This is a genomic window from Thermomicrobiales bacterium, assembly GCA_041390825.1.
Classification (GTDB): domain Bacteria; phylum Chloroflexota; class Chloroflexia; order Thermomicrobiales; family UBA6265; genus JAMLHN01.
On record JAWKPF010000007.1, the window covers coordinates 140,739 to 156,201 of the forward strand.

Annotated in this window: 16 protein-coding genes; 14 read left to right on the top strand and 2 right to left on the bottom strand. The window is 61.4% G+C overall.

Translation table 11 applies throughout. From position 1 onward, the window contains the following. Nucleotide 1: 1 nt before the first annotated feature. On the bottom strand, nt 2–790 hold the full coding sequence (locus tag R2855_04090) for a hypothetical protein (protein MEZ4530191.1): 789 nt from the start codon (nt 788–790) through the stop codon (nt 2–4). A gap of 8 nt (nt 791–798) precedes the next feature. Further along, entirely contained in the window at nt 799–1,677 is an 879-nt protein-coding gene (gene pheA / locus R2855_04095) for a prephenate dehydratase (protein MEZ4530192.1), read from the bottom strand. Here pheA and thpR point away from each other — a divergent pair. From thpR to R2855_04165, 14 genes are all read left to right on the top strand, one after another. Then, nucleotides 1,670–2,398, top strand: a complete 729-nt coding sequence (gene thpR / locus R2855_04100) for an RNA 2',3'-cyclic phosphodiesterase (GenBank protein MEZ4530193.1) — start codon at nt 1,670–1,672, stop codon at nt 2,396–2,398. The genes pheA and thpR overlap by 8 nt on opposite strands. Nucleotides 2,399–2,594: 196 nt before the next feature. Further along, complete coding sequence (gene prfA / locus R2855_04105; protein MEZ4530194.1) at nt 2,595–3,698, top strand: peptide chain release factor 1; 1,104 nt, start codon at nt 2,595–2,597, stop codon at nt 3,696–3,698. 24 nt (nt 3,699–3,722) lie between these two features. Next, the gene (prmC, locus tag R2855_04110; protein MEZ4530195.1) at nt 3,723–4,610 is read left to right on the top strand and encodes a peptide chain release factor N(5)-glutamine methyltransferase; all 888 of its coding nucleotides are present in this window, start codon (nt 3,723–3,725) and stop codon (nt 4,608–4,610) included. Then, entirely contained in the window at nt 4,607–5,623 is a 1,017-nt protein-coding gene (locus tag R2855_04115; GenBank protein ID MEZ4530196.1) for a sulfite oxidase, read from the top strand. Before prmC ends, R2855_04115 begins: the two co-directional genes overlap by 4 nt. A 7-nt stretch (nt 5,624–5,630) precedes the next feature. After that, the gene (locus R2855_04120) at nt 5,631–6,050 is read left to right on the top strand and encodes a pyridoxamine 5'-phosphate oxidase family protein (GenBank protein MEZ4530197.1); all 420 of its coding nucleotides are present in this window, start codon (nt 5,631–5,633) and stop codon (nt 6,048–6,050) included. 93 nt (nt 6,051–6,143) lie between these two features. Continuing rightward, nucleotides 6,144–6,968 carry a BtpA/SgcQ family protein gene (locus R2855_04125; protein ID MEZ4530198.1) on the top strand — a complete coding sequence of 275 codons (825 nt, stop codon included), beginning with the start codon at nt 6,144–6,146 and terminating at the stop codon, nt 6,966–6,968. Between the two features lie 4 nt (nt 6,969–6,972). Then, complete coding sequence (locus tag R2855_04130; GenBank protein ID MEZ4530199.1) at nt 6,973–8,478, top strand: FGGY-family carbohydrate kinase; 1,506 nt, start codon at nt 6,973–6,975, stop codon at nt 8,476–8,478. Nucleotides 8,479–8,685: 207 nt separating this feature from the next. Continuing rightward, nucleotides 8,686–10,119, top strand: coding sequence for an ABC transporter substrate-binding protein (locus R2855_04135; protein ID MEZ4530200.1), 1,434 nt, complete (start codon nt 8,686–8,688; stop codon nt 10,117–10,119). 100 nt (nt 10,120–10,219) lie between these two features. After that, the gene (locus R2855_04140; protein MEZ4530201.1) at nt 10,220–11,224 is read left to right on the top strand and encodes a sugar ABC transporter permease; all 1,005 of its coding nucleotides are present in this window, start codon (nt 10,220–10,222) and stop codon (nt 11,222–11,224) included. 1 nt (nt 11,225) lies between these two features. After that, entirely contained in the window at nt 11,226–12,128 is a 903-nt protein-coding gene (locus R2855_04145; GenBank protein ID MEZ4530202.1) for a carbohydrate ABC transporter permease, read from the top strand. A 15-nt stretch (nt 12,129–12,143) separates the two neighbouring features. Then, nucleotides 12,144–13,103, top strand: coding sequence for a hypothetical protein (locus tag R2855_04150; GenBank protein MEZ4530203.1), 960 nt, complete (start codon nt 12,144–12,146; stop codon nt 13,101–13,103). Nucleotides 13,104–13,201: 98 nt separating this feature from the next. After that, nucleotides 13,202–14,479, top strand: a complete 1,278-nt coding sequence (locus tag R2855_04155) for a hydroxyacid-oxoacid transhydrogenase (GenBank protein ID MEZ4530204.1) — start codon at nt 13,202–13,204, stop codon at nt 14,477–14,479. Nucleotides 14,480–14,497: 18 nt separating this feature from the next. Further along, nucleotides 14,498–14,779 carry a hypothetical protein gene (locus tag R2855_04160; GenBank protein ID MEZ4530205.1) on the top strand — a complete coding sequence of 94 codons (282 nt, stop codon included), beginning with the start codon at nt 14,498–14,500 and terminating at the stop codon, nt 14,777–14,779. A 25-nt stretch (nt 14,780–14,804) separates the two neighbouring features. Beyond that, the gene (locus tag R2855_04165) at nt 14,805–15,458 is read left to right on the top strand and encodes a cyclase family protein (GenBank protein MEZ4530206.1); all 654 of its coding nucleotides are present in this window, start codon (nt 14,805–14,807) and stop codon (nt 15,456–15,458) included. Nucleotides 15,459–15,463: the final 5 nt, after the last annotated feature.

A 15,463-nucleotide genomic window follows, 5' to 3' on the forward strand; every position in this document is an offset into this window, starting at 1 on the left:
CTCAGTCGACTGATGCCTCTGTCGGTGGTTCCCACCATGGAATCTCACGCAGCAAAGGGTAACGTGTGCCTCCCGAGCCACGGGCGATGAGGGAATAGGCCGCGGCGCGAGTGGCTCCGTCCAGTTCGTGCTGGACACGGCCAAGTATCTCCACCAATCGCTCGCCTTCGATGGCAGTATCGGCCAGCAGTTGCTTTCGCACATCCCTGCGAACCGCGTGACCAAGCGAACGCGCGGCAACAAGTCTCGAGCGGACATCGAGCAGCTGCTCTGCGCTCGCGCCCATGGGCACCGACAGCAGGTGGGTGACGAGCGGTTGATTGGTCAGGATGTACCAGGCCCGAACCAGGTCTTCACTGAACCCTGCCTCGACTGGTTCGAGCGCGTCGAGTCCATCGAGGATGCTGACTGTGCTCGAGCCATCTGGTTCGGAAAGCCACGCCGTCGCCTTGATACCGTAGAAGGGCCAGATGGTGGCACGCGCCAGAAGCTCTGCGGCGCCAGACACGTCATAGAGCAATATCGCCGCATCCTCGATCTCGTCTGGGCGCACGGGGGTGCGCATGGCGATGGCCCCGGCGCCACTGGTCCACAAGCCGAAACCGGGATCAGCCCGATGGGTTTCTGTCAGCAGCCCGATCTCCGGTGTCGAGATCAGCGCGGCATCCGCCGCTCCGACCCGATCCGCTGTCAACCTGCTATGAATCTCGAAACTGCCTTCGCCCGACTCATCGTGGGTCAGACCGAAGGTGATGTATGAGGTCTCGAGCGAACGATCGACCAGGAGCATCGGTGTTCCTACAGAACGCGAACGCCTGGACCGGCGCCCGCCATGACCTCGTCGGCCAGGGCTTGAAAATCGAACCGGGGGTATGAACCGAAGACCTTTACGTTCGCCACCCGGCCCAGCCGTTCGAGCGCGTCCACCACCAATGGATCGGTGCGATGTCCCTGAAAATCGAGCAAGAAGTAGTACTCCCCCAGCCACTCCTTGGTCGGGCGGCTCTCGACCTTGGTCAGCTCGATCTTTCCTTCCGCAAAGGGAGTCAGGGATTCGAGCAACGAACCCGGCGCGTTCACATGCAACACAAAGCTGATCGAGGTCTTGTCGTTGCCGGTGGGTGGTGAATCTTCGTTGCGCAAGACGACAAAACGAGTGAAATTCGAGCGAATGTCCTGAATGTCATGCGCGATGATCTGCCCACCATAGAGTTCGGCTGCACGGCGCGTGCCGATTGCGGCACGCTGAACATCACCGCTCTTGACCACGTCTTCCACAGCCGCTGCGGTGCTCAGGGCGGCCACTTGCTCAGCCCTTGGCAACACTCGCTCCAGAAAACGCCGGCACTGCCCCAGTGGTTGCGGGTGCGTGGTGACGACCTTGATATCGGTGAGGGCGCCTCCCGGTGGTGTAATCAGAAAGTGCCGAACCGGCACCACCACCTCGTCTGCAATCTTGAGGGGGGTCTCATGGATGAGCAGATCGAGCGTGGTGCTGATCGACCCCTCGATCGAGTTCTCGATCGGGAGCAGCGCCTGATCCGCCAATCCCGTTTCGACCGCAGCAGTCAACGCCGGAAACGAGTTGAAGGCCAGAAACTCTCCCGACTCGCCGGCGAATGCAATCGCCGCGTCTTCGCTGAACGTCCCGCGCGGACCAAGGAATGCAGTGATCATCGCAACCTCCATCGTGCGCAACAGTACGCGCGGTTGCGCATCCCGTCCAACGTCATTCCGCGACACCTATACTCCCGCCATGGCGAAACGAAAACACTCCGCACCATCTCCGAAGCCAGGTCGCCCGCCAGCGAAGCCGGACGGACCGCGTCTCTTCATCGCGGCTCCGTTGCCACCGACCGTGACCGATCAGCTCGGTCATCTCATCGACGATCTTTCCAGCCGTGATCTGCCGGTGCGCTGGACAGCGCCAAGCGGTTTCCATCTGACCCTGCACTTTATCGGCGAAGTACCGCAAGAACGCGCGGAGCTCATCCGGTTGTCGTTTGCCAACCTCTCGCTCCGGACCGGGCCAATCCGGGTGCGCACCGGGTCACTGGGGGCGTTCCCGAACGAAAAGCGTCCACGCGTGATCTGGATCGGTCTTGAAGGGCAAACTGACAAGCTGGAGGCAGCGCGCGCCGAGGTTGGAGCGATGCTCGCACGGTTGAACGTCGACGTCGAAGGCGGCGCATTCAAACCGCACCTGACGTTGGGTCGGGCACGCGACTCCGTCGACCAGCTCTTCTCGTACCAGCTCGGCGAGGCATTTTCGTCCCCGAGCGTGCGGGAGATCATCTCCTCGAAGGTCGAGTTCACGATTTCGGAGCTCGTCCTGTTCCGCAGCCACCTGGAGAAGGCTGGCGCACGTTACGAGGAACTCGCCAGTATTCGATTCTAGGCCGCCTCATTCATCGTGGGTTGTCCTGTTTCCAGGACAGGCAACACCAGACCTCTGTCGCTGCAATCGAGCGAGACCGCCCAACGGCGGAGGACGGCGGCCCGGACGACCCTTCATCGGGTAAAATGGACTGCTGCGCGACGCGATTCGATCGAGCCGTCCGCACTGTTCCAACCATCGCACCAGGATCGCATCGATGAGCAAACTCATGGACACACTCGGCGAAATCAATCGCCGATATCAAGAGCTCGACGAGCTTTTCGCCGACCCTGCCATCGCCACCGATCCCGCGCGCCTGCAAGAGATCGGCCGCGAACGAGCAGAGCTGGAAGAGATCGTCAGCACGTACAACGAATTCGAAGCCACCGAATCGGCCATCGCCGATGCGGAGTTGCTGGCGTCAGACTCTGATCCGGAGATGGCCTCCATGGCCGCTGAGGAGATGCGCACGCTCAAAGAGCAGCAAAGCGTGCTGATGAACCGGATCAAGGCGCTGCTCGTGCCGAAAGACCCGAACGACGCAAAGAACGTCATCGTCGAGGTACGCGCCGGCACTGGAGGAGACGAAGCGGCCCTCTTCGCCGCCGATCTCTTCCGCATGTACGCCCGCTATGCCGAACGCCAGCGCTGGAAAGTGGAGATCCTTTCCGCGACCGAAACCGATGGCGGCGGATATCGCGAGATCATCTTCCAGGTGACCGGCAAGAACGCGTATAGCTTCTTGCGCTACGAATCCGGCGTGCACCGCGTGCAACGCGTACCGGCGACCGAGAGCCAGGGACGCATCCACACGTCCACCGCAAGCGTGGCGGTCCTTCCCGAAGCGGAAGAAGTCGACATCCAAATCTCGGAAAACGATCTGCGCATCGACGTCTATCGCTCCTCCGGCAACGGCGGTCAAAGCGTCAACACAACCGACTCGGCGGTACGCATCACACACATTCCGACCGGGTTGGTCGTTGCGTGCCAGGACGAGCGCAGCCAGCTCAAGAACAAACTGAAAGCGATGACCATTCTCCGCTCCCGGCTCTACGAAACCGAACAGGAGCGGCTGGCCGCCGAACGAGGTGACGCACGCAAGTCGCAAATCGGCAGCGCCGAGCGAAGCGAAAAGATCCGCACCTACAACTACCCGCAGGACCGCATTTCCGACCATCGCATCAAGATGAATCTGAGCAATATTCCTGGCGTGATGGACGGGCAGATCGATACCCTCGTGCAGGAGCTGCGAGCGGCCGACGAGGCACAGCGGCTCGCCGAAGCCGGTCTCGAGGACGAACACGCGGTCGTCGCGGCGTAGTTTCGTCAGTCACGTACGTCACGCATGACAGAGCCGAGACCGGAACCTACGGTCGGCCAAACGATCTCGTCTGCCACGTCAGAACTACGTGCGGCCGGAATCGCTTCACCACGCCTCGACGCCGAGGTGCTGCTCTGCTCGGTTCTGCGCCGAACGCGAACCCAGCTGGCGATCGATCCTGAGATCGTTCTGACGCCTGACCAACAGGAAGCGTTCCGGTCTTCGATCCGACGTCGCTTGCAGGGCGAGTCGGTTGCCTATATCACTGGCACACGCGAGTTCATGGGGCACAACTTCCATGTTGGTCCCGGGGTGCTCGTTCCTCGCCCGGAAACCGAACTGCTGGTGGAGCGAGCAGTGGCCGTGATCGACCGGCTGTGGCGCGGTGTTCCGATTCGCGTGCTCGACCTCTGCACTGGCAGCGGCGCCATTGCGTTGTCTTTGGCGTTGCTGACGGACCCGGCACTGGTGTCGATCACCGGGTGCGACATTTCGACAGATGCCCTGGCGTACGCAAAGGGCAATCGTCAGGAGCTTGGACTTAGCGCCCGTGTCGAACTGGTGGAGGGAGATCTCCTCTCCTGGACGCGGGGGCCGTGGGACGTGATCCTCACCAACCCGCCGTATCTCACTCCAACACAAGTCGACGGCAATCCGGATCTGGCAGCGGAACCACGATTGGCGCTCGACGGCGGGCCCGGCGGCCTGAAGGTGATCGAACGCATCCTCGATCAGTCAGCGGCCAGGGTAGCTCAGCAGTTTGCGATGATGATCGAGATCGACCCGAGTCAGGCATCTACGGTCGCCTCGCTTGCGGGCGCGCGCTTTCCGGGCGCGCGTGTCATGATCGTGGACGATCTATCTGGCCGCGCCAGGTTCGTTTCGATCGAGCGACAGGAGTCCCCGTCATGACGATTGCCGGAAAAGACGCACGCCTGACACCCTATGGCCAAACCAACCTCGGCATGGACCTCGGACTCATCGATGGCCTCTACGTGCCCAACGAGCTCTTTTTCGTTCGATCGAATGGCGCGATTCCGGGCATCGATCCAACGAGTTGGCGCTTGACGATCGACGGAGAAGTTGCGGTGCCGGCGGAGTTTTCCCTGTCCGATCTCGAACAAATGCCACAGGTCGAGCTTCCCGCGTTCCTGGAATGCACCGGGAACGGGCGATCGCGTTTCGATCCAGTCGCTGAGGGAACGACCTGGAAGAACGACGCGGCCGGAAACGCTATTTGGGGCGGCGTTCGGCTTCGCGAACTGCTGGACGCCGTCCAACCGACCGAAGCTGGAGTCGAGGTCGTCTCCCAGGGCGGCGATCTCGAGACAATGCAACGCGGGCTGCCGCTCAGCGTGGCACTGCAACCGAGCACCCTGATCGCGCTGCGCATGAATGGGGACCCGTTGCCAGTGGCGCATGGCGCCCCGGCGCGTCTGCTGGTGCCGGGATGGGCAGGGATCGCGTCAACGAAATGGTTGACCAGGTTGACGGTCAGCGATCGCCCGTTCACCGGACCGTTCCAGGGCGATCTCTATGTGATCTACGATGCCGACGGCGTGCCCATTCAGCCGGTGCGCGAGATGCCAGTCAAGTCGGTGATCGCGAATCCAACCGATGGGGCTGTCATGCCCGGGAACGGTATTGCCTACGGGTATGCCTGGTCTGGTCATGGAGGCATCGAGACAGTCGAAACCAGCTTCGACGGCGGCGATAGCTGGCAACCCGCGACCATCGCTCAGGAAGCCGGTCCCTACTCCTGGGTGCGGTGGGAGCAATCGTTAGCCCTTCCGCCAGGAACGCACGAGCTCTGTGCCAGGGCAACCGACCGGCGCGGGCTGACGCAGCCCTGGAAAGCACTCTGGAACCAGAAGGGTTACTTCATGAACGAAATCCAGCGAGTGACCTTTTCGATCGAGGAATAGACTGGCCATGGGCGTGATTCACCATCTCGACAGCGACGGTATCGAGGCACTGCTTGCGGGTTCGATCGTCGGCCGAATTGCCTGCAACCAGCCTGGCGAGCGACCGTACCTGGTTCCACTCGCCTACGCGTACGACGGCGATTCGATCTATGCGGTCAGCGGACCCGGCCGCAAGCTGGACCTGATGCGGTCCGACCCGCGGGTCTCGTTCGAGGTGGACCGCGTCGAGCAATCAGATCGGTGGCAGAGTGTGGTCGCAGAAGCAACGTTCGAAGAGATTGCCGATCCCGACGAGGTGCAACTCGCCGTTGCCCTGGTCGAACGAGCCACAGGTGTCCCGGTCGTGATGGGCGCCCATTCAGTGGTCTTCCGGTTGCGAATCACCGCCCGTTCGGGGCGATATGAGCTACCCGACGATCTCACGTAGCTCTCTCCGAGATTGAAACTCGATTTCAGCTATCCTCACGGTTCCAGCACCAACGATGTGTGCCTGGAATCGAGCGTGCAGTGAGGAGGAATCATGGCGGGCGGGAACTGGTTGCAGGAAATGACAGGCGAAACCAAGTCGATCATCGGCATGGTCCATCTGCCAGCGCTCCCCGGCACACCGCTCTACGAGGAATCGACCGGCATGACCGGCATTCGCGAATGGGTCAAGCGCGACCTGGACGCGCTTCAGGCTGGCGGCATCGATGCGGTCATGTTCTGCAATGAGAACGACCGCCCATATCGTCTCGATTCGGATTTTGCCTCGGTTGCCGCGATGGCAGACACCGTTGCTTCCATGCGCGGTGAACTCTCGGTGCCATTCGGCGTCAACGTTCTCTGGGACCCGAACGCTACATTGGCGGTGGCGGCGGCCACCGGCGCCTCGTTCTGTCGCGAAATCTTCACGGGAGCCTTTGCCGGCGACTTCGGACTCTGGATTCGATCCGCGGGCGATGCCTGGCGATACCGTCGCCAGATCGGCGCGCAGAATGTCAAGATGATCTTCAATATCAATGCCGAGTTCGCCGCGCCGGTTGCCCCGCGGCCGATCGCGGAAACTGCCAAGTCGGTCGTCTTCTCTTCCTCGCCCGATGCAATCTGCGTCTCCGGACCGATCACCAGCCAGCCCGCCAATGCGTCGGCGATGGCCGAGGTGGCGGCCGCCATTGCAGGGACCGGGGTGCCGCTGCTGGTCAACACCGGGTTCAAGGTGGCGAATGCCGCCGAACTGCTGCAATACGCCGATGGCGCGATCGTCGGTTCGAGCCTGAAGGTCGACGGTATTACCTGGAATCCAGTCGATGGCGCGCGGGTGAAGGCGCTGATGGCCGAAGTGCGCTCGGCGACAGCGAGCTAGCCGGGTGAAACATCAGGCCATTGGAGTCGATATCGGCACCACCGGTGTCAAGGCAGCGCTGATCTCTATCGACGGCCGGATTCTGGCCGATGCCACCGTCGAGCACGATCTGCACTCCCCGCACGCCGGTTGGGCCGAGGAGGACCCGGGCGACTGGATTGCCGGCGCGGCAAAGGCGTTGCGCCAGCTGGCAATGTCGCCGGAGATCGATCGGGACGGGATTGCCGCCATCGGAGTCAGCGGCATGGTCCCGGCGATGGTGCTGTTGGACGAAACCGGTCAGCCGGTGCGTCCGGCGATTCAGCAGAACGACGCCCGCGCAATCGAAGAAGTGGCCGAACTGGGCACGCGCATCGATCAGGATCGACTCTATCGCCTCACCGGCGGATACACCAATCAGCAACACATCGCGCCTCGGCTGCTTTGGGTGCAACGTCACGAACCGGACGCATGGGCGCGCACCCGGACCGTGCTGGGTTCCTATGACCTGGTGACCGCCTGGCTCTGCGGCGCGCCGCCGGCAGCCTGCAGCCTGGAGCTCAACTGGGCAGTGGAATCCGGACTCTACGATTTCCGGGAGCGTCGCTGGGTGCCCGATTTGCTGGACGCCGTCCAACTCGATCTGTCCTATTTTCCACCGGTGCATGACCCGACCGATGTCGTTGGATCGCTCGGTCCGGACGCTGCCGAGGCGACCGGCTTGCCAACAGGGATTCCGGTGGTGGCGGGCAGCGCCGACCATATCGCCTCCGCATTGGCGGCCGCGCTGCGCGAGGATGGTGACACGCTGATCAAGTTCGGCGGCGCAGGCGACATTCTCTACTGCTCAGCCAAGCCGATCACCCATCCGTCGCTGTTCATCGACGCGCATGACATTCCCGGGAAATACCTGCTCAATGGCTGCATGGCGGCCAGCGGGTCGCTCGTGAAGTGGTACGTGACGGAAATCCTCGGCCTCGACACCGCCAAGGCCACGCTGCAGGAACTCGACCGTGAGGCGGCGGAAGTTCCCCCTGGCTCTGGAGGAGTCACCATCCTCCCCTATTTCCTCGGTGAGAAGACGCCGATCATGGATCCTCGAGCGCGTGGTGTTATCTTCGGGCTCGACCTTTCCCACTCCCGCGCGCACATCTTTCGCGCGACGTTGGAGGCGGTCATGTATGGGTTCCGCCATCACGTCGATGTGCTTCGCGATGCTGGGCTCGAACCAACCCGCTACATGGCAACCAATGGCGGCGTGAGCAGCTCGCTTTGGCGCCAGATCGCGGCCGACGTGCTTAACGAGCCGATCACCTCGTTCCGCAATCATCCGGGTTCCGTATTGGGCGTTGCGTTTGTGGCGGGAATGGCCGGGGGACTCTTTTCCGGTTGGGACGAGATCGACCGCTTCCTGGCGGATCGTTACGTCAACGATCCGAGCGCCCAGGCAGCCGAGGCATACGACCGCGGCTACCAGATTTATCGAGACTTGTATCGGCGCTTACAGACGCTGTTTCCTGAAATCGACTAACTTTTTGGGCCAATAGCACAAGACCCTGCCCAAACTTGACGCATTTTTGCGTTGCGAGTACAACCAACACAGTGGCCCAACCGTGTCGATGGATGAAATTCACACTCGAACGACGAGTGACCGACCCATGACATCACCTGGGACCAGCGCGCAATCGTCTGCGCGCGACATTTCGATAGCGTGTTCGTTTTCTACAAGGAGGTACTCGTGACAAACGCAAATGATCGACGCCAGAAGTCGATCGAGCTCCTGCGCGACTATATGGCTGGTCGAATCGACCGCCGCCAGTTGCTGAAGAGCGCGGCGGCCGCCGGCGCGCTCTTGCCGGTACTCAGCATCATGCGCGGCGCAGCTCCCGCGTACGCACAGGATGCATCCCCGGCTGCCGACGCCGCGGCGGGCAGCACGATTGTCGTGCCGGCCGATATCCGCACCGACCTTTCGGGCGCGACGATCGCCTGGATGGGCCCCAGCGCAGCCGACCCCGACCTGGCCTGGAACGAGGCAGCGATTGCCGCGTTCTCCGAGGCCACTGGAATTACGGTCAATCTCGTCCATGGTGAGAATCAAACCGACGCGCGCCTGCAGGCGATGCGCCAGCAATTCGCCGCGCAGGCCTCGGACATCGATGCGTACCAGATCGATATCATCTGGCCAGGTGTCGTAGCCGAGCACGCTGTGCCGCTCCAGGATGCGCTTGGAGACCGAGCAGAATCCTTCTTCCCTGGCATCATCGCGGCGAACACCGTCGATGGCAACCTGGTAGGCATCCCCTGGTTCACTGACGCGGGCTTGCTGTACTACCGCACCGATCTGCTCGAGAAGTACGGTGTCGAACCGCCGGCCACCTGGTCCGATCTCGAGGCAGCTGCCCAGACCATCCAGGACGGCGAAAAGGCCGACAAGCCGGACTTCACCGGATACGTCTGGCAGGGCAAAGCCTACGAGGGACTCACGTGCAACGGCGTCGAATGGCTCGTCTCGCAGGGTGGCGGCACGATCATCGATACGGACCGCAACGTGACCATCAACAACGAAGCCGCAATTGCCGCAATGGAACGGGCCGCTGGATGGGTGAACGGAATCTCACCTGAGGGCGTGACGACCTACACCGAAACCGAGACCTTCAATGTCTGGGTTGCCGGTAATGCTGCCTTCGCCCGCAACTGGCCGTACATGTACTCCGGTAGCCAGGAGAGCGAGGCGACGGCAGGCAAAGTCGGCGTCTCGCCGCTCCCGAAGGGCGACGGCGCCGAAGACACCAGCGCGGCCACCCTGGGCGGATGGCAAATGATGGTGTCCAAGTACTCGAAGAACCAGGATGCCGCCATCGAGTTCGTCAAGTACATGACGAGCCCCGAGCTGCAGACCTCGTACGCGATCGAGCGGTCGCATCTTCCAACCATCCCTGCAGTCTATGACGACCCAGCGGTGGCAGAGGCCAGCGAGTTCATTCCTCGCCTGAAGCCGGTCTTCGAGGCCGCTGTCGGCCGCCCTTCGGCCCAGACCGGCGATCTCTATCCAGAGCTTTCCACCATCTTCTATCAGCAGCTCAACCAGGTGCTCTCCGGCTCCAAGTCGGCCGCTGACGCTGCTGCGCAGATGGAAGAGGACATGAACGCCGTCTTCGAGGACGCATAAACTTCGGCACCGGTCCGGTGCGCACTAACGGACCATCGAATCGAAAGCAAGCCGGACGGGAGATACTCCCGTCCGGCGCTGACGTAAAAGCGGGGTTTCCATGAGCCAGAATGTTCCCGCTGGTGCGGCGGTCTCGTCGACTGAGACCCAGACGATCAAGGTATCCGATCGACCACAGACGTCCTGGGCGAAGTCCCGGGAGCGTCTCGCCTGGTTCATGGTGCTACCCAGCATCATCATTGTGGCGCTTGTCGCCCTCTATCCTCTTGTACAGAGCTTTCGTCTGAGCTTTACCAACGCGCGACTTGCGAGTGCACGTGAAGTCGAGAACGTTGGTCTCCGCAATTACGAGTACCTCTGGAACAGCGACACATTCCGCATCGCTTTCCAGAACACCGTCAAGTTCACGGTCGTGTCAGTTGCGCTCGAGCTCGTGCTTGGCATGATCGTCGCACTAATCATCAATTCGCAGTTCCGGGCCCGAGGCCTCGTTCGTACCGCGATCCTGATCCCCTGGGCCATCCCCACCGTTGTGTCGTCCCGGCTCTGGGCATACATGCTCAACGACAACTATGGGGTCATCAACGACATTCTTGTCTATCAGCTTCCACGGTTTTTCGGTTGGATACCGATCATTGGCGACAACATCGCGAACATCTTCCCAGATGAAAAGATCGCCTTCCTCGCCCGGCCGAATCTCTCCTTGCCGAGCGCTATCGCGGTTGACGTCTGGAAGACGACTCCCTTCATGGCGTTGCTGTTGCTGGCGGGCCTGCAGGTCATTCCCGGCGATGTCTACGAAGCAGCAGTCGTCGATGGCGCCAGCAAGTGGAAGCAGTTTTGGCAGATCACTCTCCCGCTCCTCCGCCCTGCGATCCTGGTCGCGTTGATCTTCCGAACGCTCGACGCGTTCCGCGTCTTTGACGTCATCTTCGTCATGTTCGGCGCAAAGGTCGAAACCCTTACGCTCTCGATCTTTACCCAACAGACGCTCGTCGACGGAGACCGCCTGGGGAGAGCGTCGGCTGCCAGTGTGGTCATTTTCCTGTGTATCGGCGCGTTTGTCCTGATTTACACGCGGCTCGTCAAGGTGGAGGAAGTCTGAGATGTCGTCCGTACCTTTCGACCGTTCCACGTTGCCACCAGATCAACCCGGCAAGCGCCGCAAGTTCCATTTCTGGGACGCGATACTCAAGCTGCTCTTCTGGTTGCTGGTGATCCTGATCCTGATCTACACCATCTTCCCGTTCTTGTGGGCAGTGCTCGCGTCGGTCAAGCCGAATGCAGACATCAGCGCGACTCCAACCCGCTATCTACCCTCTGAGCTCTATTGGGGCAATCTCGATTACGTCTTGCACCAGCGGGACTTCCTCTACGCGCTCCGGAACTCAATCATCGTCTCCCTCAGCACAGTAGCCATTGCGCTCATCGTTGGTTCACTGGCCGCGTACGCGTTGGGCCGTATCAAGTTTCGTGGCCGCAATGCGACGCTGTACATCATTCTGGCAATGACGATGTTCCCGGCCATTGCGATCCTGGGCTCACTTTTCCAGATGATGCGCCGGTTCGATCTTTACAACACCATTCCGGGGCTCGTGCTGACCTATATGACCTTCACGCTGCCGTTCACCGTCTGGGTACTCGCCAACTTCTTCAAGGCCATGCCTGGCGAACTCGAGGAAGCAGCATTGGTCGATGGCTCGACACCGTTCCAGGCGTTCTACAAGGTCATGCTTCCATTGGCAATGCCAGGTCTGGTCACAACGGGACTGCTCGCGTTTATTGCCGCATGGAACGAGTTCCTCTTTTCTCTGACGTTCACGAACACCTACGCGGCGCGGACGGTGCAGCCGGCGATCGCCAGTTTCCGGGGGAACACCCAGTTCGACGAACCGTGGGGCAGCATCATGGCAGCCGCCGTAGTGGTTACCGTGCCCCTGGTGGTCCTGGTCCTCATCTTCCAGCGTAAGATTCTCGCCGGGTTGACCGCAGGCGCGGTCAAGGGATAGACCGGCCAGAGACGAATGCTCTACCTCGACGATTGGATCGTTTGGGACTTCTGGCTCGCCCCGCGACTCGACGCGGGCGAGCCGTTTCATTGCTATTTCCTGCAAGCGCCGCGATCGATTCCCGATCCGGAAATGCGTCACGATCTCGCCCGCATCGGTCATGCAACCTCGTCGAACCTGACCGATTGGGACTATCACGGCGAGATCTTGCCACTGGGCGAATCTGGTTCCTGGGACGACATGACCCAGTGGACAGGATCCGTCATTCGTCACGACGGAACGGCCTATCTGTATTACACCGGCCGGACAACGACTGAATCGGGACTGGTGCAACGAATCGGGCTCGCGATCTCCGAAGACTTGCGTTCCTGGCGCAAGATCGATAGGAATCCGGTGCTGGAAGCCGCGAACCCCTGGTACGTGGCTCCTGCCCCGGACGGAATGACACGGTCCGACTGCCGCGATCCATGGGTGCTTCGACACGACGGCAGGTGGCTCATGTACTACACCGCCTCTGCGCCAGGACAACCCTGGGATGCACGAGGTGTTGTCGGCATCGCAACATCGGACGATCTTGTGCGCTGGTCACCCGGTCCACCGGTATTGGCGTCCGGTGTGTTCGAAGAGGTCGAGGTTCCCCAGGTCTTTCCATTGGGAGATCGCTGGGCACTGCTCTTCTGCACGGGAAAGCACGCCACCAGAAATGGCCAGAAGGCCACCTGGAATGGAACGCATTACTACCTGGCCGATTCGCCGTTCGGACCGTTCACACTCGCGCCAGAGCCGCTGCTTCAAGCCGACGAGATTGGCACGAACTATGCGGCACGTGCGGTGCTCGATCCATGGTTCGGCAACTACCTGTTGGCCTGGCGTCGCTTCGATGACGACGGCGCCTTCGTGGGCGCCCTGACCGATCCATTCCCGCTCCATCTCGACGCCACAAACCATCGCCTGACCCTCGAAAGCGCCGTCTAGGGCAGGTTCCGTAATCACCTCGCTTCCCTGAACCCCGACCCTCGTTCGGTGAGATACTTCCATCCTGATGTGTCGCCGTTCCGCAGAGAGGAGAAACCATGTCGTTCGAAACCGCCTTCACCATGGACACCTCGGCCATCAAGTACGGGGAGGGTGTCACGCGAGAAGTCGGTGAAGACGCGAAGAATCTGGGCGCGACCAGAGTGATGGTCGTCACCGATGCCCGTCTGGCCGATCACGTTGCGGTACAAACGACGGTCGAATCGCTGAAAGCCGCGGGGGTCGACTTTGCGCTCTACTCCAATACGCGCGTGGAGCCGACCGATGTTTCCTTTGCGGAAGCGACAGAGTTTGCGACCGATGGCGGGTTCGACGGCTACATCGCGGTTGGGGGCGGCTCGGTCATCGACACCGCCAAGGCCGCGAACTTGTATGCAACCTACCCCGCCGACCTGCTGACCTATGTCAATGCGCCGATTGGCCAGGCGAAACCCGTTCCCGGCAAGCTCCGTCCGCTCATCGCCATTCCCACCACCGCGGGTACCGGCAGTGAGACGACCGGCACCACGATCTTCGATCTGACGTCGATGCACGTGAAAACTGGTATCGCTCACCGGGCGCTCCGGCCGGTGCTTGGCATCCTCGATCCAATCAATACGCTTACGATGCCTCCCATGGTCACGGCCAGTTCCGCGCTGGACGTGCTCAGTCATGCGATCGAGTCCTACACGGCGCTGCCGTACAACCGTCGTCCGGCCCCGGAGAGCCCAAGACTCAGACCGGCATACCAGGGAGCGAATCCGATCAGCGATGTCTGGTCGTCGAAAGCGGCCGAAATGGTTGCCTCCAACCTCGAAACGGTCGTCAACGAACCGAACAATCTCGAGGCCCGCGGACAGATGATGCTCGCCGCCGCGTATGCAGGCATCGGATTTGGCAACGCCGGCGTGCATCTTCCGCATGGCATGTCCTATCCCGTTTCCGGTCTCGTGCGCTCGTACGTGCCGGATGGGTATCCGGACGATCATCCGATGGTCCCGCATGGCATTTCGGTCATCCTCAATGCCCCGGCGGTTTTTCGTTTCACCGCCCAGGCAGATCCCGAACGCCACCTGGAAGCGGCGCGCATGCTGGGAGCGGACGTCTCCGGCGCAGGCCCAGAAGAAGCAGGAGAGATCCTGGCAAACCGCCTGATCGATATCATGCGACGCACCGGGATGCCGAATGGCCTAAGCGCGGTCGGTTTCACCGAGGACGACATCGATCGGCTGGTAGCCGGCACGGTCCCGCAACACCGGGTCACCAAGCTCTCACCTCGCCCTGCCTCGGAAACCGATCTCGCAGAGATGTTCCGCGACGCCATGGTTTATTGGTAGCGAAAGGAAGAAGCGACAATGTCGGACTCAGAACTCGGCCAGGTCGAAAAGCAGGTGTTGCGCGCGTTGAAGGGTAGGAACGGCGCGACCTCGGATCAGATCGCCACCCTCCTGGGCAACATCGGCGCATCGAGCATCGTCTCCGCCAACGCTGCCCTTGTGCGGAACAAGCTGGTGGAGCCAGTTCCCAACGAACAGGGAGCGTTTCGGCTGACCTCCGAAGGGGCCAAACTTGCGGATCACCTCCCTGCCGAGCGATCCGAACCTGGTAGCGGTGGCGGCGATTCTTCGTTCAATTGATCATGCGATGAGAGGGCTTCGGTAGATGTTGATCGACCTGACTGGACCGCTGCATCCTGGGATGTGGAGCTACGCGCCCATGATCGAGATCCCTCCCTTCGAGCAGCAACGATGGGCGACCATCGAAGAGCGCGGCTGGGAGGCGGATTGGTTTGCGATGCCTACGCTGGCGGGCACCTATCTCGAGACAGCCAAGCACCTGATCGCCGATGCTCCGTCGATCGACCAGGTCCCTCCCGAGCGATTCTTCGTAAACGCGACCATCGCCAGGATTCCACGCGGCCCGCGGGAGCACATCACCGTTGCCGAACTGGAGGCGACGGCGACGTCGCTCGAACCAGGCGATGCACTTCTGGTGCACACCGGATGGGAGCAACATCGCGACAACAGCGAGACATTTGTGCTCCAGTCTCCTCATTTCGACCTCGAAGCCATGCAGTGGATCGTCGATCGCGGCATTTCGATACTTGGTGGAGATATGCCCTGTTTCGATGATCCCGTGGGGGCCGAGGGTCAGGGCGTGAACATGGTTCTCTTCGGAGCCGGAGCATTGATCCTGGCGCCGCTCGTGAATCTCGGCGCCACCACGGCGACCCGCGGGAGACTGACCGTGATGCCAATTCCGTTGGTCGGGTCGTGTGGCGCGCCGTGTCGCGCGATCCTCGCTCCTGCGAACTAACCACT